Source organism: Runella sp. MFBS21, from assembly GCF_029433105.1.
In the GTDB taxonomy this organism is placed as follows: domain Bacteria; phylum Bacteroidota; class Bacteroidia; order Cytophagales; family Spirosomataceae; genus Runella.
The window spans coordinates 113564-138997 of the sequence record NZ_JARNTW010000014.1 but is presented as its reverse complement, the minus strand read 5'-3'; the positions used below and the strand labels follow the sequence as shown (position 1 = coordinate 138997).

Below are 25434 nucleotides of genomic sequence, written 5' to 3'. Positions count from 1 at the left end.
TAAATCATAATGAACACACTCAACGTATCCCAAATCAGTCATTTAGAAAATATTGTTTTTCCTGTTTATTTTAACACCTGCCGATGGTTTGCGGGCAAAGCACGCGCTCAGGATAGCTTTCATATCCGTCAGCAATTGCCTTTGGGTAATGCCCTCATTCTGATTGTCGAAACTACTTATCATGACGGTCCCTCGGAGTTTTATCAGCTTCCATTGAGCCAATTAAGTGCGGCGATAGAGATACCAGAGAAAGGTATCCTCGAAAAATCGGAGCAGACTCAATTTATCGATGCCATTTATGATGCACAATTTCGGCACCACATTTTTAGCAATATCTATCATAACCACAGCCTTCCTTCATCAGAGGAAGCCAATAGTTTGTTTTTTGAGCGAGGCAAAGGACTGTCGGAGGCGGATTCTCATGAAGTAGAAAGCAGAGTGCTGCCAGTAGATTCGAGCAATTCTGCGATGCTTTTTGATGGCAAATACTTTATGAAGTTATACAGAAAGCTATTTGACCAGACTAACCCCGAAGTAGAAATGGTAAGTTTTTTGACCCAACATTCCGATTTCAAACACATTCCAGCTTACGCGGGTAGTGTCACTTGGAAACGCCACGACTTACCAGACATCACTTTGGGCATGATGCAACAGGCCATTAATACCAACAAAGACAACTGGGCTTTGACGGGCGATTTCCTCAATGACTTTATGTATGGCGTGCCGCAGGGGCTTTTTGGAATCAAAGAAGAGGTATTTGATGAAGTAGTTTTGTTGGGCAAACGTACGGGCGAAATGCACAAAGGGCTTTTTGCGCCCGAAGCTTCCGCAGAATTTGCACCTGAGCCTTTTGATGAATTTTATCGGCATTTTTTGGTCAATCGCCTTACCGATTTGCTCGACCGCCGCTATGCGTTATTGATTGAAAACTACCAAAAGCTCGACGAATCTACCCAACAACTTGCGTGGATATTCATGGAAGCGCGCGAGTTGATTGACGAATTTGCCCATGAAATGCTCACCCGCCCTCTCGAATCACTCCGCATCCGCATTCATGGTGATTATCACTTAGGACAAGTATTGACCCAAGACGGTGATTTTATTTTGATTGATTTTGAAGGGGAACCCGAAGCAAGCATTGCAGACCGTAAAATCAAACATAGCCCTCTCAAAGATGTGGCGGGGATGATCAGGAGTTATCATTATGCAGTAAGCGCTAAACTTTTTGAAAGTAGAGAAACGCAGGGTATTTCATCCGAAAAACTACAGATTGTATCCGACCGGTGGTATAAACTTATGCGCGATACCTACATCGAATCTTATTTAGAAACTTTTGGCTGGCCTCATCCACTTTTTAAAAGTCAAATCGAAATCAACTTTTTGCTGCTCTTTTTCTTGCTCGAAAAAGCCGTTTACGAACTAGGCTATGAAATTAGCTACCGACCGTCGTGGGTCAAAATCCCGATGCGCGGTATCGTAGAAGTGATTCGAGAAATCGAAAAATTAAAAGAATCTTCGGTAAGAATTAGCCGCTTAGGAGCTGCTCGTAAGTTTTAATCTTTCGGAGAGTTCGCAATTTTGCTATTTTTGCCCCCTGATTAAACAACGTATTTTAATGACCAACATCCAAGCTATCGTTCAAGCCTCTATTGATACTAAAATCCGAGTTATGGCCGACGAAGCCCTCCTCGGTACCGTTGCACAAGTAGCAGAAGCCATGACTACTGCCTTCCAAAACGGTAAAAAAGTGCTTTTTTGTGGTAATGGTGGCAGTGCCGCCGATGCCCAACACCTCGCCGCAGAGTTTAGCGGAAGATTCTACTACGACCGTCCGCCCTTGTTTTCGGAAGCCCTTCATGTCAATTCTTCTTATGTGACGGCTGTAGGAAATGACTATAGCTATGATGTGATTTATTCGCGCCTTGTACAAGCCATGGGACGCGAAGGCGATATATTGGTAGGTATCTCGACTTCGGGCAATTCTACCAACGTAGTCAAAGCCTTGGAAGTAGCCAACGAGCTAGGAATGATTACGGTTGCGATGACGGGCGAAACAGGCGGAAAAATGAAAGATATCAGTAAGTTTTTGATTAATATTCCTTCCAAAGATACCCCCCGTATCCAAGAATGCCATATCTTGCTCGGACACATCATGTGTGAGATTGTGGAGGCCAATGTATTTCCGAAATAAAGGGGCGAGATTTATGATAAAAAGCGTAAACTATATATATAGTGCTCCCTAAGTTAAATATCACAACCCGTAAAAATAAATAAATGTCTCTATTACAAAACAAAGTAGCTATCGTTACAGGTGCCTCTCGGGGTATCGGCAAAGCTATTGCTACTCGATTTGCCCAAGAAGGCGCACAAGTAGCTTTTACTTATTTATCAAGTGTAGAAAAAGGCTTGGCCCTTGAAGAAGAGCTACAACAATTTGGCACCAAGGTAAAAGGATATCGCTCTGATGCCTCTGATTTTAAAGCAGCCGAAGAGCTCATCGCCCAAGTGGTGGCCGACTTTGGCACAGTAGATGTAGTGGTCAACAATGCGGGCATTACACGCGATGGCCTATTAATGAGAATGACCGAAGAACAATGGGATGAGGTAATTCGCGTTAATCTAAAATCAATCTTTAATTTAACAAAAGCCGTAACGAGGGTGATGATGAAAGCCAAAAGTGGGTCAATCATCAATATAACATCAGTAGTAGGACTTACCGGAAATGCCGGACAAGCCAACTACGCAGCCTCCAAAGCGGGTATCATCGGATTTACAAAATCAGTTGCCAAAGAACTAGGCTCGCGCAATATTCGTTCCAATGCCATAGCTCCTGGCTTTATCGAAACCGAAATGACGGGTGAACTCAACGATAAAGCTGTGGAAGAGTGGAAACAAAGTATTCCGCTCAAACGCGGCGGTCAGCCAGAAGAAGTCGCCAATAGTGCCGTATTTTTGGCATCAGATTTGTCTAAATATATTACAGGACAAGTACTGCAAGTGGATGGTGGAATGGTAATGTAAACTTATTGACCCTTAACGCTGGACATTGGACAGCCGAAGCGGTATTTGCTCAGTTTGTCCAATGTCTAATGCCATTATAGAAAATGCTCTTAAACGAAATTATCTTTCAGACTTCACCTTGGTACGTAGGGCTTTGCCTGTTGTTGGGAGCGGCTTATGCATATTTCCTTTACCAACCCAAACCCATTTGGAGCAAAAACCTCAACATCCTGTTGGCCATTTTGCGGGGGGCATTGGTAAGTATCATCGCTTTTTTGCTGCTCAATCCTCTCTTGCGAAGCATTCAAACCCTTACTGATAGCCCCAAGGTCGTATTGGCGATTGATAATTCTGAGTCTGTCAAAAATTATGCTCCTACGTTTTTAGAGGCTTTAGACAAACTTCGCGAAACCCTAACCGACGAGGGAATAGAGGTGGCTGTCCAAACGCTCAATAGCGAAAATTACCAAGAAGACATTACCAAACTCCGTTTTGACCGTCCCACTACCAATCTGTCGGGCTTACTTAGTGGGGCAAAAAGCAACTACGAAGGGCGTAACCTTACCGACGTGATTTTGCTCACCGATGGTATTAGCAACCAAGGTCTTTCGCCCACTTATGGACAATACCCGTTTCGAATTCACAGCGTGGGCGTGGGTGATACCCTTCCCAAACGTGACTTGAGTATCAAGGCTATTGCCGTTAATAAAATCGCCTACCTAGGCAACCAATTCCCGATTCAGGCTGATATAGTAGCTAGTGGTTTTCAAGGACAAACAGCTACCATATCTTTACGTCAAAACGGCAATACTATTTCAAGTCAACGCGTGACTTTTGGACAAAAAGAAGATTTTAAACAAATCACCTTCCAAACTACTTCTACCCAAAAAGGCGTTCAACACTATGTGATTGAGATTGAGACCCTTAAAGGCGAATTCACCCCGCGCAACAATCGCCGCGATGTGTATATCGATATCATCGACGGCAAAGAGAAAGTACTTTTATTGGCCCTTGCTACTCATCCTGACATTAAGGCGATTCGTACGATTTTGGAGAAAAACCTTAATTATGAGGTAGATGTGAAAATATTTGGGTTGAATCCTTCTTCGGAAACCTATCCTGAAAAAAAATACGATCTAATCGTTCTCCACCAACTCCCCGATTTGTTTAATGTAGGTGGTGATATTTTACAGCGCTATCTTCAGCGCGACAATACTCCCGTATTTTTTATTTTAGGAACTCAATCCAATACTACCAAAACAAGTCAGCTCAATTCGGCTTTAAGTATCAGTGCAAATCCAGGTCAAATCGACAAAGTTTCGGGAAGGTTTAACCCCAATTTCCGATTGTTGAATTTGGACCCTGAAAAATTAACTATTTTAGAAAAAATGCCACCCCTTACCGTACCTTTTGGCGAATATCGTCTTATGCCAGGGAGTGAGGTGGTACTATACCAAAATGTAGGAAATCTCAAAACCAACAAACCTCTTTTGGTGATTAACACAGGTGGTGCTCGCAAATCGGCCGTGTTGGCAGGAGAAGGTATTTGGCAATGGCGTTTAGAAGAATATGCCCTTACCGACAAACAAGAAGCGGTTGACGAGTTACTTCAAAAAATCATCCAATTGATTTCGGTCAAAGACGATAAACGAAAATTTAGGATTTACCCACTTGCCAACGAATACAATGTAGGCGATAAAGTAACTTTCGAAACGGAAGTGTATAATGATATTTATGAGAAAACGTACGGGCAAAGTATCCGCCTCGAAATTACGGACGAGCGCAACAAAGTACAAGCCTATACTTACACCAATGCAGAAGGCAATTCGAGATTTGAATTGAGTGGGCTTACCGAGGGAGTGTATCAATACAAAGCTACCACCAGTCTCAACAATAAAATCGAAAATGTAACCGGGCAATTTATTGTGAGAGATTTAGCCCTCGAATCTCTTAACCTTACCGCCGATTTCGGCATGTTGAGATCATTATCACAGCAGTCGGGAGGACAGTTTGTGAGAGGAGAGCAAATCGAAAGTTTGAAGGATTATTTAATAAAAAACAAAGCCCCTGATCGCTTAGATAGTACCGAAGACCTCTCCGAGCTGATTCAAAACAAATGGTTGTTTTTCTTACTCTTGCTTTTAGCGACGTTGGAATGGGGCATAAGAAAGTATCAGGGCAGTTATTGACCGTGAGAAATATCCACTATTTTTTTTGTTTTCTTCTGTTTTTTCTAGTTTGTAACAACAGTGTTAAAGCACAATCCGACAGTCTTCCACGTCCCAATTACCGGGCTTTGCGGTGGATATTGGCGGGGGAGTCGTTGGCTTATAGTGCTTCTATTTATGGTTTGAGTCAAGCTTGGTACAAAACACCTTTCACAAGGTTTAGTATCAACGACGACTCTCACGAGTGGTTGCAAATCGATAAGGTAGGTCATTTTTTTACGGCCTATCAGATTTGTCGTCATACGGCGGTGATTTATAAAAAAACTGGGATTACCAATCGCCAAGCAGCCTTGTATGGTGCCTTGTCGGGTTTTTTGTTTTTGACCCCTATCGAAATACTCGATGGTTTTCAATATCCTACTTATGGGTTTTCGCCCAGCGATATGCTCGCCAATATCGTAGGTCCTTCTATGTATTTAGCTCAGTATGCCCTTTGGGGAGAAGAGCGTATTCAACCCAAATTTTCTTTTTATCCCACCAATCTCGCCAAAGTCCGCCCCGAACTGCTAGGACGAAACTTCAGTGAGCAGTGGCTCAAAGATTACAATGGCCAAACGTATTGGTTTTCAGTGAATGTATCGTCGTTTGCGCCCAATACCCGACTACCCAAATGGCTAAGTGTATCGTTGGGCTATGGCATCCACGACATGGTAGGAGCCGAAATTGAGAAAAGCCAATCCTTAGGCTACAATCCATATCGGCAGTTTTATTTGTCGTTGGATGTGGATTTTCGTCGGATTCCGACGCGTCATAAAGCCCTTAAGACCTTGTTTTTTATGCTTAATACCCTTAAAGTACCTGCCCCAACCCTTGAATTTAATCAGAGACATGGCTGGAAAGGTCATTGGTTATATTTCTAAAAAGTCAACAATTTTTAGCTGCTTTGAAAGATTTGTACCAATTTTTTAACCATTTTTCACCGCTATCCGACAATACGTGGAGAGCAGTACAACCTTTGTTTGAAGAAACATTCCTCAAAAAAGGTGCTTTTTTTCTGCAAGAAGGGCAAATAGCTACCCAAATTGGTTTTCTCCGCAAAGGTGTGGTTCGGGCTTTTTATCGGACGAGTGAGGGTATAGAATACAACAAACATTTTTTTGTTACCCCTTCGTTTATAGGAGGTTATGCTTCTCTTATTACCCACAAGCCCACTACTATTGTACTACAGACCCTGACAGATTGTGAAATATTGACAACCGATTTTCGGCAACTCACCGCTCTATACGACAATCATGGTGATTTGGAGCGAATCGCTCGCAAACTTGCAGAAGCTTATTTTGTACAAAAAGAAGAAAGAGAGATAGACCTCGTATTGCTCGATGCCGAAAAGCGATACGAAATTTTCCAAAATCAATATCCTGGATTAGAGCAAATGATTCCTCAATATCACATTGCTTCTTATTTGGGAGTCAGCCCCACCCAACTGAGCCGCATTCGTAAAAAAATATCGGGTAGATGATTTCTTTACCTATGTAAATGCTTTTGGCAAAGCAGGTCGATAGTTTTGTGATGACATCATAACTCATCCAAAATCAATCTCTTATGCAAACCCACGGCAACACAATCTTACTCACAGGTGGTACTTCGGGTATCGGTCTTGAGCTTCTTACTCGTTTTTATGAATTAAACAATGTCATCATTGTAGCGGCTCGTAACCAAGCCCAACTGCAAGCAACCAAACAACGTTTTCCCAAAATCGATACTATTGTATGTAATTTGGCATCGGAGCGTTCTGTTCAACAACTTATCATTCAGTGTAGTAAGCAATATCCGTCGCTCAATCTGATTATCAATAACGCTGCCGTTCAGTATAATTATTCCTTTATTTCTGAGAAGGTAGGATATGACAAAATTGCTTCTGAAATCCATACCAATTTTACGAGTGTATTTCAGTTGATTGAGGGGCTTTTACCATTGTTACTTAAGCAGCCTAGGGCGGCGATTGTCAATGTTTCTTCGGGCTTGGCCTTTGCACCAAAAAAATCGGCGCCGATTTATTGTGCGACCAAAGCCGCAATTCATATCGGTACCAAAGCACTTCGGTATCAACTCGAAGAAACCTCGGTCAAGGTTTTTGAAATCATTCCGGCCTTGGTCGAAACGCCCATGACCGCAGGAAGAGGTAAAGGAAAAATAAGTCCACAGCAACTAGTGGAGGAGTTTATGAAAAGCTTCCAAAAAGACCAGTTCGAAATCAATATAGGCAAAACGAAACTGCTGCGATTCTTACAAAGAATCGCGCCCTCAGTAGCCGATAAAATATTGAAGAATAGTTAGAGGAGTTTTTTCAACGCCATAATGTATCCAAAATGAATTCCTTCATGAAATAGCACATATTGGAGTGCGTCGTCGATGCTAGCCATTTCACCATAACGGATGGATGAAACTGGGTAATTGTCAAAAACGCCATTGGCATAATCTACTTTGAGCGTATCAAGGGTACTCAACATCATGTCCTTGATTTTTTCAATTTCATAGGCATCTACCAATCCTTCAGGTTTAGTACCAGGCTTATAAAGAGGCATATATCTTTCGTCAATGACTACAGGTTGGCCAGCCCGTAAATAACAAAGCGACTGCTGCGCCACCACAAGATGCGCCAAATTCCAGATTACATTGTTGTTGAATCCTTTCGGAATTTCATTGAGTTGTTCGGGCGACAAATCACTAATTTGATTCAATAGAAAACGACGTACATTGCCAATTTTTTCAATAATAGCCATCATAAGGTGTATGTTAAATAGATAGGTTTGTTTGGTTTTAAGAAGATAAAGGAGATTTTCCCACAAAAGTTCAAATCTAATCAAAATGAAGGGATTATGAACAATGTTGGTAGCCACTAAAATTAGTCTTATCAATAAGCAAGTAAAGCTTTTTACTAAAAAAGCCTATCGCCTACCGCCTAATGCATATAGCTAATTAGTGTGCTTTTTTTGTTTCTATTCAAAGAAAAAACATAACTTTACCCAAACAACAAATCTTTAACCAATCCATGATTCAGACCAGAATTGTTCCCCGTACGCCCTCGGCCTATGACCCGCCATTGATTATAAAAATGCTCTTTGAGCAAGTAACTAGGTACAATCCACAGAGAGAGATTGTTTATCGTGATTTGTATCGCATGGATTACCTTGCCTTCGATAAACGTGTGCGTCAGCTTGCCAATGTACTTACCGAAGCAGGTGTAAAGGCTGGCGATACCGTAGCCGTAATGGACTGGGACAGTCATCGTTATTTGGAGTGTTTTTTTGCGATTCCTTGCATTGGAGCAGTACTTCATACCATCAATGTACGTCTCTCTCCGGCTCAGATTCTTTATACAATGAATCATGCCGAAGATAGATTCGTGATAGTACATGAAGATTTTTTCCCGATTGTGGAAGCAGTAAAAGACCAACTGACCACTGTCGAGAAGTTTATTGTGGTGAGTGATAAAGTATACCAAAACCCAGAGGCTTCACTTACTCCCACTTCTTTTAAGACGATTGGTGAATACGAAAACTTGCTCTCCAAAGCATCAGATCAATATGATTTTCCTGATTTTGACGAAAATAGCCTAGCCACTACTTTCTATACGACGGGTACAACGGGCAATCCAAAAGGAGTGTATTTTTCGCACCGTCAGTTGGTGATGCACACCTTCTGCCTGATGTCGTATTTTCCAGGGTATCGAGCTTTGCCGCTTGATAACCGTGATGTATATATGCCGATTACGCCTTTGTTTCACGTACATGGTTGGGGATTTCCGCTATTGGCTACGATGCTCAATTTCAAGCAAGTATTTCCGGGAAGATACGAGCCCGAAATGTTGCTGAAACTTTTACTTAAAGAAAAAGTAACTTTCTCGCACTGTGTACCCACGATTTTGACCATGCTAGTCAATAGCCCTGTGGCCAAGCAAGTGGATTTGAGTCAATGGAAAGTACTCATCGGTGGCTCAGCACTCACCAAAGGGCTTGCCAAAGCTGCTTTAGAATTAGGCATCAATATCACCCAAGGCTATGGTATGTCCGAAACAGCGCCTATCATGTCGGTGGTGCACCTTAATGATGAACAGCTTCAATTGAGCATTGAAGAGCAATTGCCTTTCAGAACCAAAGCGGGGAAAGTGGCTCCATTTGTAGAGTTAAGAATCATGGACGATGAAGGCAACTTCCTGCCCCATGACGGCGAAGCCGTGGGCGAGTTGGTGGCTCGTGGCCCGTGGATGACCCAAGGGTATTTCAAAGACGTAGTAGCCTCCGAGACCCTTTGGAGCCAAGGATGGCTCCATACCGGAGATGTTGCCTCTATTGGCCCAGACTATTACGTAACGATTTCGGACCGCGTAAAAGACGTCATCAAAACGGGTGGTGAGTGGGTATCGTCACTTGATATTGAAAACCTTTTATCACAAATAGAAGGGGTAGCAGAGTCGGCGGTGATTGGTTTTGCGGATGCAAAATGGGGCGAGCGTCCACACGCCATCGTCGTTATCAAACCAGAATATGCTGACAAAGTAACGCCTGAGACTATCAAAGCAAATTTGCAAGCCAAAGTAGAGGCAGGCGAAATCAACAAATGGTATGTGCCTGACCACATCAAGCTTGTAACAGAGATTCCCAAAACTTCAGTCGGAAAGATTGATAAAAAACGCATTCGAGCCGAAATGAAAGAAATGATTTTGGGGTAAAAAAGAAACGCCTCTCTTCCTCCCACCCATTCCCTGAGGTGGGGGGAAGAGGTAAGACTATTCAGCTCTCTGTTTCTTTTTCGATACCCCAACCAACTACTTTCTCAATTTTGATGCTTAAATCTGGTGGGGTGAATCCTTTTTTCTGCTAGTTTTAGAGGAGATTCTGATACACCTAAACCAGCCTCAATGTCATCTTCTAATAAATTCACTTCATCATCACAGCAAAATACTATTTGGGGAGCCGCATTTCTGATGGCCACTTCTGCCGTAGGCCCTGGATTCCTGACTCAAACTACGGTTTTTACCCAACAACTCGCGGCTAACTTTGGATTTGTAATTTTACTGTCTATCCTTCTTGACTTAGGAGCGCAGCTCAACATCTGGCGCATCATTGCCATTACCGAAAAACGCGCCCAAGACATCGCCAATGACTTGCTTTTTGGACTTGGGTATTTCTTGTCGTTTCTAATCGTAATTGGCGGATTTGCCTTCAACATCGGCAACGTGGCAGGCGCAGGGTTAGGAATTGAGGTCATGAGTGGACTCCATGTGAAAACAGGTGCTATATTGAGTGCCTCACTTGCCATATTGATTTTTTTACTACCTCAAGCCGGCTACCTCATGGACAGCATTGCCAAATGGCTCGGGTTATTGATGCTAGTCATGATTGCTTACGTAGTATTATCGGCTCATCCTCCCCTAGGAGAAGCTATCACAAAGACACTTCTGCCTCAACAATTTGACCCGATTGCCACTATCACCCTCGTAGGTGGGACAGTGGGTGGATATATCACTTTTGCCGGAGGGCATCGTTTGCTAGAAGCTGGTATCAAAGGAAAAAATGCCCTTCCCCAAGTCAACCGAAGTGCCACTACCGGTATATTGGTGACTTCTATCATTCGTTATTTTTTATTTTTGGCCACTTTAGGAGTCGTCGCGACGGGGTTGGTTCTTAGCAAAGAAAATCCACCTGCCTCCGTATTCCAACTCGCTGCTGGGCCTCTCGGGTACCGTCTTTTTGGGGTATTGATGTGGAGTGCCGCCATTACTTCTGTGATTGGGTCGGCTTATACTTCTGTGTCTTTTTTACGTACATTTCACCCTATTTTAGAAAAAAATCATCGTTATCTAACGGTCATTTTTATTAGCATTTCCACCCTTTTATTTGTTTGGATTGGAAAACCTGTTCAAGTGTTGGTATTTGTCGGTACACTCAATGGGTTTATTCTCCCCATAGCCCTAGCGGTGATGCTTGTGGCTGTCCGTCAAAAAAGACTGGTCGGCAATTATCGACATCCCTTTTGGCTCCAAGCAGCGGGCTGGCTAGTTGTTTTTATCATGACTGCAATGGCAATACGCAGTGTAATGGCATAATTTTTAACAAAAGCGTTTTCTTTATATGACTCATATTGGCCTTTTATCTGATACGCATTATTATTTGGACGAAGCTATTTTTGACTACTTCAAAAACTGTGACGAAATTTGGCATGCTGGTGACGTAGGTAATGTAGAAATTTTAGAAAAACTCGCAAAATTCAAGCCTCTACGAGCAGTTTATGGCAATATCGATGCCAAAGAGGTACGCTGGCAAGCACCTGAGCACCAGCGGTTTGAGCTTGAAGGTTTTCGTATCTGGATGACTCACATTGGCGGAGCACCTCCCAAATACAACCCTCAAGTAAGACCCGAACTCAAAAGCCAAACTCCTGATATATTTGTGTGTGGGCATTCGCATATCTTGCGAGTAATGCGTGACCCACAGCTTCACAATATGCTTTATCTCAACCCTGGTGCAGCCGGCAGAGAAGGTTTTCATAAAATACGCACAGTGCTGAGGTTTAGCCTCGACCAGCGCAAAATCTCCAACCTTGAAGTAATTGAACTAGGGAAAAGAGGGGCTTTGTCGTAATTTTTTTACACTCAATGCTAAAAAATGATTCAAGAAATTCAAAAAGAACTTCTTCGCCTCGAACAACAGCACAACATCAAGATTTTGTACGCAGTAGAAAGTGGAAGCCGTGCTTGGGGATTTGCCTCTGTCAACAGTGATTGGGACGTGAGATACATTTATATTCATCGTCTTGAGTGGTATCTAAAAATAGACTTACCTAAAGACCATCAAGAAGAAATCTTAGCCAATGACATCGACTTGGCGGGTTGGGAACTAAAAAAAGCATTGCGGCTTTTTAGAAAGTCTAACCCTCCCCTTATGGAATGGTTAAGAAGTCCGATTGTTTATGCAGAGCCGTTTTCTACTGCTCAACAACTACGTGATTTAGGAAACGAATACGTCAATCCGCACTCGTGTTTGCATCACTACTTACATATGGCAGAAGGCAACTACCGCGATTATTTGCAGAAAGACGTCGTTAAAGTAAAAAAATACTTTTATGTGCTACGTCCTATTTTGGCTTGTGATTGGATTAGACAGTACAAAACTATGCCTCCGATTGCGTTTCAGCAGTTACTTGATAGCCAACTGTCCGATGAAGGTTTATTAGCCATAATTCAAACATTATTGGATAGAAAAACCAAGGGAGAAGAGCTTCATGAATCTCCTAAAATCCAAGCACTTAATGACTTTTTAGAAGATAAAATTTCTTTTTATAATCATTACCTCAAAACTTCTACTAACATTCATCCGCCTGAGTATTCTAAACTCGACGCCCTTTTCAAACAAACTTTGGAAGAAGCATGGAGTAACTAATGACATACTTACTAATACAAGAAGCCCGCTGAGTGAGCGGGCTTCTTGTATTAGTGAAAAACGAAAGACTCTTATTCTTTTTCTCCATTCAGATCATCCGTAATCATCTTTCTAATCATCTGATGAGGACGCAGTCCGTTGGAGCGGCGAGCGTTGTTGGGACTTCCATAGTTGATACTACGATCAGAAGACGATGAAGCTTTTACGGCCAAATTGTGCGTATTGAGCATGGAATTTCTGAACTGCGTAAACTCTTCTTCGTTCATCATTTCACGGGCAATCTCTCCTTTGGCATAACCATCATTGAAAGAGGCAATGCGGCTATCCGTTTGAGCCAAGCGCGTATCTTCTATCAGTTGATCTAACTCGTCTCGCTTCTTAGTACGGTCTGCTCTTAACTCATCCAGATTGGGCAAGATAGCTATTTCATTCTCCAAAATATCACGCTGTGTGGTATCTTCGGCCAGTTCTTTTTCTATACCTTCTATTTGTTTGACGACTTTTTTGCGACGACGGCTCAGTCGCCACAAACGAGGGTCAATCTGTAGCCAACGATACCAGAAATTTTGCAATACTGGCAAGGCCATCCCCAACGAAACAGCCCCCGCTAAGGCAAACAAAATCCCACTCAATACAAACGAAGCCAAAGCCCACGGACTATTGACAAGCCCTAAATTCAACTCATCTGAACGCAATAGCTGCTGTTCAATTTTTTGCAACAAAGCCTGCTGTTCCTGAGGAGAAATAGTACTTGTGGGGTCGAGCGGAGTTGCCCCAAGTTGTAAGTTTTTGACCGACTTGTTAATAGCTTCTTTGAGCTTATCGGTGCGATACGCCTCGTAGCGAAACCATCCTAAAATCCCCAAAGTCACAATGGCAAAACCCGCCAACCCTACTTTAAACCAAGCATAGCGTGTACGCGACTGCTGGGTATGCTGATCTACGTAAGGCTTTTCGATAAGACGGTCATAAGCAGGCTTTAACAAAATTGAAATCATCGCCAAGCCAACCGCAAACGCCCAAGCTTCGTTCGAATTTCGGATGTTGAGGGCATAAGCCACGATTTCGTGGGAGATAATAAGGTCACCAAATACAAATGCTAAACCCGCCGCAAAAAAGAACAAACCCGCCAAAAGCGAATATTCAGATTGGGTCTGTTTGCGTCGTGAGCGTAGATTGTCGGTTTCGGCATCGATGGCATCTCTTTGCTGAGTAAGTTCAGTGAGTCTTTTGGTGGTTTTAGCTACTTTTTGTACAAACTCTTGTAATCGGTCAAATGCCGTTTTTCGTTTTACCACCGTCTCATCTATCTCACGTTCAATGCGTTGAATTTCATTGCGACGATCAGTAATACGTTGCGATAGCCAATTATAGTGAATTTGGCTCGACAAATAGCTCTCGTAGGGATTCCGATTTTCAGACCCCTCTATACCACTATGATAACCATGATCATAGTCTTGTTGATTGGTATGCTGATTTTCTTCTTGCATGTTTTCAATGACTAAGTTATGATATTAAAATCTATCATTTATTGTCCTCGGTTGATGGAGGAATGTATATCTCTCACCTGACGGTCAGATAAGCGTTCACGAAGTTGACGAGCCAAATTAAACTCACTTTCAAACATCTTAATCAAAGCATCTCGGCGCGCATTGACTCGCGCTAGTTCTGCCTCTGCACGGTTGAGATGCGGTAAAATCTGCCACTTCTGCACCCGCAATTCATCTATTTCAGACGTAAGGCGGTTGATTTCGGCATCCCATGTGTCGGTTTTACTCATTTTTTCCTTTTTTAAGCTAGACCCAGTCAACCAAATCCGTAAGTCATTGCGAAGTACGGTCATGTTGCTTAAAAGGAGTTTGCCGGCAAACAAAAACAAGAAAAACACAAAAACAAACAAAGCACCCGCCCGAACTAAGTTTTGGTTTTGGAGTGCTTGCACAAATACAAACAAAGCGGCAGCGAAAGGCATTCCAACCTCCTCAAGCCCTCGACGCCATGAAACTGGACTGTCAGTGTCATGAAAGAACGATACTCTGCCAAACAAATTGAACATTCCGGCCAAAAACACCCCAATCGCAATCCATTGACTATTTGGGTACAATGGGCGTAGGGTGTCATCAATCAGAAAATAATTGCCGACACACATAGCTATCGAAAAAATCGTACCAACGACCGTACGAAGCAAATAATGCTCTCCTTCTGGCCTACGATTTTCGAGCTGATACGTTTTTTCTTTTAATTCGTTAATGCGATTTTCTTTTTGTTCAATAAACAAATTCAATTCCTGAATCTTTTCGCCATGGCGCTCTACTTCGCGCTCTAAACCAGCGGTTTGATGCACAAAATAGTTTTTAATAATGGCCACTTTTTCCTCTGGTTTAGACTCCGACAGCCCAAATATTACTCCTTCATCGCGCAAAAGCGTCTCATCTTCAAGCCATGCTGGCCACTCTACGGGTGTGGCAGGTGGCGTAAAGACCCACGATTTGGTTTCGGCGGGTGTTTCTTCTAAATATTCGCTACGCTCAGTAGGCATAGAAGAAATTGAGGAAGGTATCACGGTAGAATCCGTAGGGGTAGAAACAGTCGTAGGAGGGGTAAAAGCCCCCACAGATTTTACCACCGACGCCGATAAGGGCGATTGGGGTGGCTCCAAATCAGAAAATGACACCAATTCGGGATCGGATTTGAAGTTTTCACGACTGAAGTAGTTTTTGATACGATCAATGAGGTTCATAGACTATGAATGAGGGGCTGTTAGGTTATCCGCAGAGGCGGTTATTTGTTTTTTGTAAACTGTCATAAGATTGATTACTAAATGATTGGCGACCCAATTATTTTCTTGCAACAACTTCCAAACAATTGCTACTAAAACTGGAAGTTGGTTAAAATTATTGTACATACGATTGAAAATGGGACGAAAGGCGCAATTTATGATGTAGAATTAAAAAAACGATATTATAGCTTAAAACTATATTCGAAAGTGAGGCGTTTTTTCCACAAATTTTGACCCTTATCACTCATCTTTCCGTTTGGGTGAAGAATGTATCCCATTAAAAAGCAAAAACTCCTCACCAAAATGAGGAGTTTTTTAAATGATTATAGGATTACAATTTCATTTTAAGCTTTTGTCGCAATCTTGAGTTCGTCCAATTGTTTTTGGTCAATCGGCGACGGAGAATCAATCATGACATCCCGTCCAGAATTGTTTTTAGGGAAAGCAATAAAATCACGAATCGAATCGGCTCCGCCAAATATTGAGCACAAACGGTCGAATCCAAAAGCAATACCTGCGTGCGGCGGTGCACCAAACTCAAAGGCTTCCATCAAGAACCCAAACTGTGCCTTGGCTTCTTCGGGGCTAAAGCCTAAAAGTTCGAACATCTGCATTTGCAAAGGACGCTGGAATATCCGTACAGACCCCCCTCCTACTTCGGTACCATTGATTACCATATCGTAGGCATTGGCACGTACTTGGCCAGGGTTGGTAGTGAGTAGTTCGATGTCTTCGGGTTTGGGGCTAGTGAATGGGTGGTGCATCGCAAACCAGCGGTTTTCTTCTTCGCCATACTCCAACAGCGGAAAATCCAACACCCACAATACTTTATACTCATTAGGATTGCGAAGTCCCAAACGGCTTCCCATTTCGAGGCGAAGTTCATTAAGTTGCTTACGAGTTTTGTTGGCTTCTCCGGCCAAAATCAACATCAAATCACCCGGCTGCGCCCCAAAAGCTTCTGCCCATTTTTTCAAATCTTCTTCGCCATAAAATTTATCTACGGACGATTTGATGGTACCATCAGCGTTATAACGAGCATATACCAAGCCTTTGGCACCGATTTGAGGGCGTTTTACCCATTCTGTCAGCTCGTCTATTTGTTTGCGGGTATATTCGGCACAGCCTTTGGCACAGATACCCACCACTAATTCGGCTGCATCAAACACCCCAAAGTTTTTACCAGATATGACATCAATATCACCTTTCAATTCTACAAACTCCATCCCAAAACGCACATCGGGCTTATCAGAGCCGTATTTTTTCATGGCCGTGGCATAAGTCATGCGCGGCACTTCGGGTAAATCAACATTTTTGACAGTCTTAAACAAATGACGAATCAACCCTTCAAACATTTGCAGTACGTCTTCTTGGGTTACAAACGACATTTCACAGTCGATTTGGGTAAACTCAGGCTGACGGTCGGCGCGAAGGTCTTCATCACGGAAACACTTTACAATCTGAAAATAACGATCAAAACCCGATACCATCAACAATTGTTTGAAAGTTTGGGGCGACTGCGGTAAGGCATAAAACTCCCCCGGATTCATACGGCTAGGTACCACAAAATCGCGTGCTCCTTCGGGTGTTGACTTAATCAACACGGGAGTTTCGACCTCAATAAAGTTTTGGGCATCCATATAAATACGCGTCTGCTGCGCTACACGGTGGCGTAGTTCGAGGTTTTTGCGAACTGTATTCCGACGCAAATCCAAATAGCGATATTTCATACGGAGGTCGTCACCGCCGTCGGTTTCGTCTTCTATCAAGAAAGGAGGTAGCTTGGCGGGGTTCAGTACTGTTAAGCCCGTTAGTTTGATTTCAATATCTCCCGTTGCAATTTTATCATTTTTGGCAATACGCTCCGCTACCACACCCGTAGCCTGTACCACAAACTCCCTTCCTAAGCTTCTGGCTTGAGCGAGGATATCGGCACTGGTTTTTCCTTCTTCTAGCATCAACTGCGTAATTCCGTAGCGGTCGCGCAAGTCAATCCATATCATCCCTCCTTTGTCACGAATCCGTTGTACCCATCCACTGAGGGTTACTTCTTTGTTAACATCTGAAATTCGGAGTTCTCCGCAAGTGTGCGTTCTGAGCATTTTTAAATCGTTTTTTGGATTCTCGTTAGATTTTAGTAAATCAAGCATCGCTTCAGGAAAGCCATCTTTCCCTACGCTCCTTTATTTAATTTTGATAACTACTTAGCACTACGCTTTAGGCCATAAGCTTTTTATTAAAAATGATTTTGCTTACTCAACGAGTAAAATCGCAAAAAATGCCTACTGCCTACTGCTTATTGCCTAACGCTAAGTAGTACTCCTCTTTGAAAAGTGCCGCAAAAGTAAGGAATAAATAGCAGTTAGTCATTCTTTTCGCGGCCTTACTTACAGAAAATTCGCTTTGCATACTATCGTTTTGCCTAGTGCGGTTCGGGATGCTCGACCCTCAAAGGAGGCACCTCGGCACTTTGTCTTAAATTTTTGGCTTGGATGGCTTTGGTGTAAGCATTATATACAAAAATCAAAATGCTACCGCTATTGAAAGGAAATCCCAAGCTTCCATTCTGATACCTTAAGGCATTTACAAACAATACACAGGTGATATTTTGAGGAAATTTCATCCAGATAGTACGCAATCCCCGGCCATTTTGACCCAAGTATTCATACCACCAGCCATCATGATAATAATAAGTACCAGCACTAGAAGTAGCCTTATAAGACCCCAGATTTTTGATTAAAAGAGAATCTGCCAAGGCTGGACTCAACACTGTATTATCAGTCGACGATAAGGCCGAAGCATATACACTTCCGGCTTCAGCAGCCGTCAGATACAACCCATAACCGCCCATAGTAGCACTAAAATTCCCTGGATTCCAGCCTGATTGGGAAGCCGTAAGAGGATAATTATAGGTGTACGTTATCTCTCCTGTTGGAAAAGGAGAAACGTTTTGAAGGTTTATTTTCTCAAACAATTCTTTTTGTAAAAAACTTAGGTAAAGTTTCTGGGTTTCGGTATCATCTACGTTGTCATCGCCCGTAAATTGATAGCCCATTATGCTCGGAATCAACACTCTAAACAGACCGAAATTGGCATTTTGGTAGCAATAACTACCTCTGCTAGCTCCTTTCCCAATCAATTGTTTAAGACCCGAATAGACATTTTCGCTAAAAGCTCCATTTTGGCAATTATTTCCCAAACCGCGTATCCCACTTTGATGCGTCAACAAATCTCCAAAAGTGATTTGGTCAATTCCTGCTCCTTTGGGCCAATTTGACGGCAAATAATTGGCTATTTTGTTGGTAGTTCTCAGTCCTTTCTGCTGAGCAGCTTTCAAAAAAGCCATCGCAGTCAGGGTTTTGCTCATACTTGCGATATGGAGTTTAGTATCGACCGTAAATGCTTTTTGCCCACCTGCATCATTGACCGTGGATTTTAAACCCCCACTGCCTTGCGCCATGATTTTAGTACCTTCATATATGGTAAAAGCATAGCCAATTCCGCTGTTTTTGAGGGTATCTTCGAGTTGTTTGGCCATCAATACGGGCAGCGTTTGTTTGGGTTCTGTTACGGCGTTTTCTTCTCCACATCCCCACAAAATCATTGCTACACCCAGGCCTCCGATGATTGATTTGATTGCCCATTGATGTTTGTTTATATTCATATCGTTTATTTTGAATGTTTTCACAACTGTATTACTCAAATTTTCTTTTTCAAATCATCAAAAAGGCTCTTTGTCCCAATACCTCTCCCATATAATTTTCACCTCTTCTACCAATTCATCAATAGGTTGTAGCGCATCTAACCAATGAATTGCTAATCCGTCACGTTCCATTTTCCTAAAAAAAGTCATTTGTCGCTTCGCAAATTGATGAATAGCCACATTGAGTCGCTCAACCATCGTGCCATAGTCGAGATTACCTAGGAGGTGTTCGGTGATAAATTTGTATTCTAATCCGTAGTAAATCAGTTTTTCGGGCGGAATGCCTCTATTGAGCAATCCTGCTACCTCTTCTATCATACCTTCTTCCAAACGTTGGTACAAACGCTGCGTGATTCTGTCCCGACGTTGTTCTACCGGAATATCAAGCCCTATGATTTGATAGTGCAATTCCTTTTTTGAAGAAGAAGGCAAAGGATTTTCTTGCAAAAAAGTGGCAATTTCAATCGCACGAATCAGTCTCTTGCGCGTGGAGGTATCAGCCAAAGGCGTATAATCTGAAGGCAATGACTCAAATCTATGTCGCAATTCGTCGTCGGTCAGGGCAAAGAGTTGTTGTCTCAAATGCTCGTCAATAGGTACACTTGTAAATTGATGTTGATTCAGCACCGCCTCGATGTACAGTCCCGTTCCACCGCACAAAATAGGAACCTTATGCCGCGCCAGAATGTCGGTAATCGCAGCCTCACAGTCTTGTTGGAAGCGATGCACATGATAGGCTTCGCCTGCCTCTACGATATCAATGAGATGATACCGAATCGACTGCCCCTGCACTTCATATTCAGCCAAATCTTTGCCCGTACCGATGTTCATATCACGATATACTTGCCTCGAATCGGCGCTGATGATTTCGCCGCCAAAGGCATAAGCCACGTGCGTCGCCAAGCGAGTTTTGCCACAAGCCGTCGGGCCAAGTATCACTAGCAAGTTATTTTCTGTTTTTTTTGACATCCAACAAATACTTCAAATTTCCTGAGTTATATACCTTTATGTCATTCTCTTTCTTATCGTAGTGTCGCTCAAAAGTGAGTGAATCAACCCAAAAGTCTTGGGGAAGCGTAGCGTTTTGGAACAAAAACCCAAGACGTTCGTAGCTTTCTCCGTTTGACCAATCGCGGTCTGCATACGTCATAATATCGTCAGGATTCATTTCTTTGATAAAAGCTTTCAGCAATTTGTCCACTCCACCTACCACGGTATAATTGAGCAAATTGGCAAACCGTATCAATTCAAAAGAACGATAAACTTCATAATCTCTGGTAATTTTTTTTGCCCCACTAAACGACGCCACCGCCACCAATAGCTCTTCATCTGTACGAATGTTGTCTTGGGCGGCTAGTACTCTAAAGTAACGATTTGGCAAAAACAACCCATATTTGAATTTCCCAAAAGTAGGTACTTGTAAGTGATTTGTTTCTAAAAAAGTCGTAAGTGTAGGTTGGTCAATACGCCGAACTTGGGTCAGGCGAGCAGGAATGCGGTGCGTTTTCCCGAGTAAGGCACGCAAACGAGATTTGACAATATCGGTTTTGGTACGCCACACATCTTCCCACACAAAAACGTGCTTCATACCTGAGGGATGGGTTAATACTTCTTTTTGAAAAGGTAAAAAGATATTTTCTAACCAATCAGATGAAAGCCCACTCAAAGATACGCTATGAATAAGAAGCGAATGAGAAGCGAGCCTCCAAGTCTTTATCATAAGCGGTGAAGCAATCTCCGTAAATCCGTCATTTAGCTCCCATAAAAATTGCTCCAAATCACGCTTCCAATCTATCATTGATGTATATTATTAGAAAATATTCTTAACAAGCAGCTTTCCGCATAAAAAACATTTAAACCACTCATTATAAGAATATTAAATCCAATTCAAATTTATTAAAATCTATTTCATTCTTCCCAAGGAATCATTTTAACTCAAATCTTCTGTGCGATATCTAATAATTTAGATTAGAAAAAATGATTTTCAACTTTTTATAATAAGTTTAAAAAACTCTCCATTTTTTTACCAAAAATAGTGATGAATCCTGACAAATGGCTCGACAACAAAACAATTGTAATCATGGGTGGAACCACGGGGTTGGGATTGTCGGCGGCCAAAGCTTTCGTAGCACAAGGTGCTAAAGTAGTGGCAGTAGGTCGAAATGCAGAAAGCTGTCTACAAGCGCAAAGCTCATTGGGCAATGCCGCACACGTATTGGAAGGAGACGCCACCGAAAGTCACACTGCCGACAAAGCCATCCAAACAGCCCTCGAAAAATTTGGGAGTTTTGAGGGGCTTTATCACGTAGCAGGTGGAAGTGGTCGTAAATACGGCGACGGGCCATTGCACGCGTTGAGCTTAGAAGGCTGGAACAAAACTTTTGAGCTTAATCTTAACTCGCTGATGCTCTCCAATCAAGCAGCAGTCAAGCAATTTTTAGCCCAAAATACGGCGGGAACCATTCTCAACATGAGCTCGGTTTTGGGGTTTTCACCTTCGCCTCGCTATTTTGTGACACACGCCTACGCCGCCGCCAAATCAGCCATAGTAGGATTTAGCAAATCAATTGCGGCCTATTATGCTTCTCACAATATCCGCATCAACGTGCTTGCTCCCGCTCTCGTCGAAACTCCAATGAGTCAGCGAGCCTCCCAAGACGAAGTCATTATGAAATTTGTAAAAACCAAACAGCCCCTCGACGGTGGACGCAACGGGCAAGCAAGTGATTTGGACGGCGCAGCAGTGTATTTTATGTCAGATTATTCCAAATTTACCACTGGTCAAGTGCTTTCGATAGATGGCGGTTGGGAGCTTTCGGAAGGTCAGTATGAAGTTTAAATTAACCTGTGCTTTAGCACTTAAATGTAAAGTGTCAAACCTATGAAAATCGCAATGGGCATCGACCTAGGTGGAACCAATGTAAAAGGTATCTTGGTCAATGACGAAGGAGAAATCCTAAAACAACATTACATCGCCACACAAGATGACTTCGAAGGCAAATGGCGCGCCAATGTGCTCGAAATGGTCAATTATTTGAGAAACTACTGGCAGCAGCCTATCCATAGTATCGGTCTTTCATCCCCTGGTCTCCCAGACGCTCACAATAGATGTATTTCATTTTTACCCAATCGCCTTGCTGGCCTCGAAAATTTTGATTGGGGTGAGTATTTTCAGCAAACCACCCACGTTATCAACGATGCTCATTCGGCGCTTATGGCCGAAGCTACTTTTGGCGTCGCCAAAGGCTACCGTCATGTAGTACTACTTACATTAGGTACAGGCGTCGGTGGGGGGTTATTGATAAACGGTCAACTCTACCAAGGACTTAGCCAAATGGCAGGGCATTTGGGCCATCTATCGCTCCATGCCACCGACGATGAAGTCAGTATCGTGGGTACACCGGGTAGTCTGGAATATGCGATTGGGAACTACTCAGTAGCTAAACGCTCCAAAAATCGTTTTCAATCTACCTGGGAATTGGTAGAAGCCTATCGCCAAGGAGACGCTTGGGCTGCGCTAGTATGGCTCACTTCTGTCCAAAAACTTGCAGTAGCGCTTTCATCCATTACCAATGCCCTTTCGCCTGAATTAATTGTATTGGCGGGTGGTATTACCTTGGCCGACGATGCTCTTTTTGGCCCTTTAAAACAATATCTGAACCTTTATGAGTGGCGTCCGGGAGGTAAGCAAACGCCTATCGTTCAAGCTCATTTTGGCGACATGGCTGGGGCAATTGGGGCGGCAGGTTTTGCCCTTACTCGTACGTTATAAATCCTCTTTATTTAATCAAAATAGTTTTCAAATCTACCCATTTTCATCACCTCTATCCGTTATTATGAGTGTTATTCAGCAGTATCTCGAAAAATGTAAGTCCATCTTAGAAACCGTCCAAGCCCAAGAATCACAGATAGCTATCGCCGCTAGTTGGTTTGCTCAAAGTATTTTAGCCGGACGTATGGTGCACGTGTTTGGAAGCGGTCATAGCCGTATTATGGTCGAAGAAATGTGGCCTCGATACGGGTCTTTTGCAGGTTTCAATCCCATTGTGGAGCTTTCATTGACTTTTCACAACCTTGTCGTAGGAGCCAATGGCCAACGGCAAGCGATGTTTTTGGAAAATGTACCCGGTTTTGCCGACAGAATTTTACGCAATTTCGACCTTTCGGCGCAAGACACCGCCTTGGTGATTTCGTCTTCGGGCACCAACATTGTACCCGTAGAAATGGCCGAAATTTTTCAGAAAAAAGGCATCAAAGTAGTCGCTCTCGTTACCAGTTTGCACTCAGAAGCAAGTACTTCCAAACGAGCCGATGGTAAAAAATTGACCGATTTTGCTGATCTCATTTTGGATACGGGAGCACCCGTAGGTGATGCAATGGTACACATTCCCGCTCTTGATACACCCGTAGCACCGGGTTCTACCGTAGGTGGAGCCACCGTTATCAATTGCCTCAAAGCCGAAACCGCTCGCTTGCTTACCGAAGCAGGGCAGCCTCCCAAGGTGTTGAGCGCTACCGCCGTGGTAGGTCCTCAACGTGCCGTAGAGCTATTTGAAGGTGCCTACGACGAACACGCCCACCGTATCGCCAAAATGTACCAAAAAGTAGGGATTCCGAGTTATGTAAGTGACCACGCAGAATAGACTTTCTAAGTTTATGGAAGCAAGTATCTTAGATTCAACACATTAAAAACTTAGAAAGTCTTCTAAGCTATATAAGTGACTACGCAGAATAGACTTTCTAAGTTTAGGGAGATAAATATCTTATATTCAACACATTAAAAACTTAGAAAGTCTTCTAAGCTATATAAGTAACTGTGCTGAATAGACTTTCTAAGTTTAGGGAGACAAATATCTTATATTCAACACATTAAAAACTTAGAAAGTCTTCTAAGCTATATAAGTGACTGTGCAGAATAGACTTTCTAAGTTTAGGGAAGCAAGTATCTTAGATTCAACACATTAAAAACTTAGAAAGTCTGAATAACTGATCCTTCAAAAAACAATATGGATTTACAAATTCGTTTGGCACATCACTCCGATAGTGATTCTCTTTGGGAAATCATTCAACCCGTCATCAAATTGGGAGATACCTACGTATTTGCGCCTGATTCATCACGGCAACAGATGTTGGCGATATGGCTTGCTCCCGAAAAATATACCTATGTAGCTGAAACAGAAGGAAAAATTGTGGGTACATTTTTCTTAAAAGCCAATCAACCCGATTTGGGCAATCATGTCGTTAATGCTGGTTATATGGTGCATCCCGCACATCGCGGAAGAGGTATTGCTGAAAAACTGTGTCGGTTTTCAATGGAAGAAGCACGAAGACATGGTTTCAAAGCCATGCAGTTTAATTGTGTCGTTTCGACCAATGACGTAGCCGTCCGACTTTGGCAAAAATGTGGATTCGAAATCGTCGGTACGCTACCCAAAGCCTTCCGTCACCAGCAGCTAGGGCTGGTAGATGCTTATGTGATGTATCAATGGCTCGGCTAATTTTCTATTCACAATATATCTATTCATCAATGAAACTTAACTTGACTTTCTTCATCAACTTTGTTTTTGCAACTACTCTTTTCGGCCAAAACATCGACTTCGAAAAGCACTTCAAAGCTTGTAATCAAACAGGCAGTTTTGTACTGTATGATTATCAAAAAAAGAGTTATACCTATTATAATAAAGCCGATTTTACGCATCAAACCACTCCAGCTAGTACTTTCAAAATACCCAATTCTTTGATAGCATTGGAACTAGGTGTGGTAAAAGATGAAAGTGAAGTACTCAAGTGGGACGGTAAAAAAAGAAGTATTGACAATTGGAATGCCGACCACGATTTAAAAACTGCCTTTAAAAACTCGACTGTGTGGTTTTATCAAGAAATGGCTCGCCGTATTGGGAAAGATAATTACAAAAAATACCTCTCCCAAATCAACTACGGCAATCAGGACATAAGCGCTCGCGTAGATGATTTTTGGCTAGGTCAAAGTATCAAAATAAGCCCTCAACAACAAATCGAGTTGTTGGTAAAACTCTACGAAAACAAACTCCCTTTTTCACCCAGAACCCTCCAAAAAGTGAAAGAAATCATGGTTCGTGAAAAAGGAGAAAACTACGTAATCAGGGCTAAAACGGGCTGGGCCAACGAAATCAATCCCCAATGGAGTACCGACTTGCGCCACGTAGGCTGGTACGTAGGATACGTAGAAAAGGGCAAAAATGTGTATTTTTTTGCAACAAGGCTCTATAGCGACGATTCTAACAACAACAAAACTTTTGGCCCTTGCCGTATTCAAATCACCCATGACATTTTAAAAGAAATGGGTATTATTTAAAAAATCAG

Annotated in this window: 23 protein-coding genes; 16 read left to right on the top strand and 7 right to left on the bottom strand. The window is 42.6% G+C overall.

Annotated features, from left to right (window positions below):
- Positions 1-9: 9 nt before the first annotated feature.
- The 7 genes from P1X15_RS22705 (at position 10) to P1X15_RS22675 (ending at position 7505) form a co-directional block, all read left to right on the top strand.
- On the top strand, positions 10-1557 hold the full coding sequence (locus tag P1X15_RS22705; protein WP_277340433.1) for a maltokinase N-terminal cap-like domain-containing protein: 1548 nt from the start codon (positions 10-12) through the stop codon (positions 1555-1557).
- Between the two features lie 58 nt (positions 1558-1615).
- On the top strand, positions 1616-2191 hold the full coding sequence (locus P1X15_RS22700) for an SIS domain-containing protein (protein ID WP_277340432.1): 576 nt from the start codon (positions 1616-1618) through the stop codon (positions 2189-2191).
- A gap of 83 nt (positions 2192-2274) precedes the next feature.
- Positions 2275-3021, top strand: coding sequence for a 3-oxoacyl-[acyl-carrier-protein] reductase (gene fabG / locus P1X15_RS22695; RefSeq protein WP_277340431.1), 747 nt, complete (start codon positions 2275-2277; stop codon positions 3019-3021).
- An 83-nt stretch (positions 3022-3104) separates the two neighbouring features.
- The gene (locus tag P1X15_RS22690) at positions 3105-5189 is read left to right on the top strand and encodes a VWA domain-containing protein (protein ID WP_277340430.1); all 2085 of its coding nucleotides are present in this window, start codon (positions 3105-3107) and stop codon (positions 5187-5189) included.
- Positions 5117-6088 (top strand): DUF2279 domain-containing protein, encoded by a 972-nt coding sequence (locus tag P1X15_RS22685; protein WP_277340429.1) that lies wholly within the window; start codon positions 5117-5119, stop codon positions 6086-6088. Before P1X15_RS22690 ends, P1X15_RS22685 begins: the two co-directional genes overlap by 73 nt.
- Before the next feature lie 23 nt (positions 6089-6111).
- The gene (locus P1X15_RS22680; RefSeq protein WP_277340428.1) at positions 6112-6687 is read left to right on the top strand and encodes a Crp/Fnr family transcriptional regulator; all 576 of its coding nucleotides are present in this window, start codon (positions 6112-6114) and stop codon (positions 6685-6687) included.
- An 83-nt stretch (positions 6688-6770) separates the two neighbouring features.
- A complete protein-coding gene (locus tag P1X15_RS22675) occupies positions 6771-7505 on the top strand; it encodes an SDR family oxidoreductase (RefSeq protein ID WP_277340427.1) in 735 nt (244 codons plus the stop codon).
- On the opposite strand, the gene P1X15_RS22670 is transcribed toward P1X15_RS22675, so the two are convergent.
- Positions 7502-8086, bottom strand: a complete 585-nt coding sequence (locus tag P1X15_RS22670) for a DinB family protein (RefSeq protein ID WP_277340426.1) — start codon at positions 8084-8086, stop codon at positions 7502-7504. The genes P1X15_RS22675 and P1X15_RS22670 overlap by 4 nt on opposite strands.
- A gap of 134 nt (positions 8087-8220) precedes the next feature.
- Here P1X15_RS22670 and P1X15_RS22665 point away from each other — a divergent pair, with 134 nt between their 5' ends.
- The 4 genes from P1X15_RS22665 to P1X15_RS22650 all read left to right on the top strand — a co-directional run bounded on the left by P1X15_RS22665 (position 8221) and on the right by P1X15_RS22650 (position 12610).
- The gene (locus P1X15_RS22665) at positions 8221-9900 is read left to right on the top strand and encodes a fatty acid--CoA ligase (protein ID WP_277340425.1); all 1680 of its coding nucleotides are present in this window, start codon (positions 8221-8223) and stop codon (positions 9898-9900) included.
- A 189-nt stretch (positions 9901-10089) separates the two neighbouring features.
- The gene (locus P1X15_RS22660) at positions 10090-11277 is read left to right on the top strand and encodes an NRAMP family divalent metal transporter (RefSeq protein WP_277340424.1); all 1188 of its coding nucleotides are present in this window, start codon (positions 10090-10092) and stop codon (positions 11275-11277) included.
- 25 nt (positions 11278-11302) lie between these two features.
- Positions 11303-11812, top strand: coding sequence for a metallophosphoesterase (locus tag P1X15_RS22655; protein WP_277340423.1), 510 nt, complete (start codon positions 11303-11305; stop codon positions 11810-11812).
- 24 nt (positions 11813-11836) lie between these two features.
- On the top strand, positions 11837-12610 hold the full coding sequence (locus P1X15_RS22650) for a nucleotidyltransferase domain-containing protein (protein ID WP_277340422.1): 774 nt from the start codon (positions 11837-11839) through the stop codon (positions 12608-12610).
- A gap of 71 nt (positions 12611-12681) precedes the next feature.
- On the opposite strand, the gene P1X15_RS22645 is transcribed toward P1X15_RS22650, so the two are convergent.
- The 6 genes from P1X15_RS22645 to P1X15_RS22620 all read right to left on the bottom strand — a co-directional run bounded on the left by P1X15_RS22645 (position 12682) and on the right by P1X15_RS22620 (position 20890).
- Positions 12682-14100 carry a hypothetical protein gene (locus P1X15_RS22645; RefSeq protein WP_277340421.1) on the bottom strand — a complete coding sequence of 473 codons (1419 nt, stop codon included), beginning with the start codon at positions 14098-14100 and terminating at the stop codon, positions 12682-12684.
- Between the two features lie 38 nt (positions 14101-14138).
- Positions 14139-15350, bottom strand: coding sequence for a hypothetical protein (locus P1X15_RS22640; protein WP_277340420.1), 1212 nt, complete (start codon positions 15348-15350; stop codon positions 14139-14141).
- 383 nt (positions 15351-15733) lie between these two features.
- A complete protein-coding gene (gene aspS / locus P1X15_RS22635; protein WP_277340418.1) occupies positions 15734-17491 on the bottom strand; it encodes an aspartate--tRNA ligase in 1758 nt (585 codons plus the stop codon).
- Positions 17492-17811: 320 nt separating this feature from the next.
- Positions 17812-19053 (bottom strand): serine hydrolase, encoded by a 1242-nt coding sequence (locus P1X15_RS22630; protein WP_277340417.1) that lies wholly within the window; start codon positions 19051-19053, stop codon positions 17812-17814.
- Between the two features lie 57 nt (positions 19054-19110).
- Positions 19111-20031 (bottom strand): tRNA (adenosine(37)-N6)-dimethylallyltransferase MiaA, encoded by a 921-nt coding sequence (miaA, locus tag P1X15_RS22625; RefSeq protein WP_310586042.1) that lies wholly within the window; start codon positions 20029-20031, stop codon positions 19111-19113.
- A gap of 7 nt (positions 20032-20038) precedes the next feature.
- Positions 20039-20890 (bottom strand): hypothetical protein, encoded by an 852-nt coding sequence (locus P1X15_RS22620; RefSeq protein ID WP_277340415.1) that lies wholly within the window; start codon positions 20888-20890, stop codon positions 20039-20041.
- Between the two features lie 240 nt (positions 20891-21130).
- Between P1X15_RS22620 and P1X15_RS22615 the strand changes: the two genes are divergently transcribed.
- The 5 genes from P1X15_RS22615 to blaOXA all read left to right on the top strand — a co-directional run bounded on the left by P1X15_RS22615 (position 21131) and on the right by blaOXA (position 25426).
- Positions 21131-21931: an SDR family NAD(P)-dependent oxidoreductase gene (locus tag P1X15_RS22615; protein WP_277340414.1), complete on the top strand. Its 801-nt coding sequence runs from the start codon at positions 21131-21133 to the stop codon at positions 21929-21931.
- Between the two features lie 42 nt (positions 21932-21973).
- Positions 21974-22864, top strand: coding sequence for an ROK family protein (locus P1X15_RS22610; protein WP_277340413.1), 891 nt, complete (start codon positions 21974-21976; stop codon positions 22862-22864).
- A 64-nt stretch (positions 22865-22928) separates the two neighbouring features.
- Positions 22929-23735: an SIS domain-containing protein gene (locus P1X15_RS22605; RefSeq protein WP_277340412.1), complete on the top strand. Its 807-nt coding sequence runs from the start codon at positions 22929-22931 to the stop codon at positions 23733-23735.
- Positions 23736-24098: 363 nt separating this feature from the next.
- Positions 24099-24590: a GNAT family N-acetyltransferase gene (locus P1X15_RS22600; RefSeq protein ID WP_277340411.1), complete on the top strand. Its 492-nt coding sequence runs from the start codon at positions 24099-24101 to the stop codon at positions 24588-24590.
- Positions 24591-24619: 29 nt separating this feature from the next.
- Positions 24620-25426: a class D beta-lactamase gene (gene blaOXA, locus P1X15_RS22595; RefSeq protein ID WP_277340410.1), complete on the top strand. Its 807-nt coding sequence runs from the start codon at positions 24620-24622 to the stop codon at positions 25424-25426.
- The last annotated feature ends 8 nt before the right edge of the window (positions 25427-25434 follow it).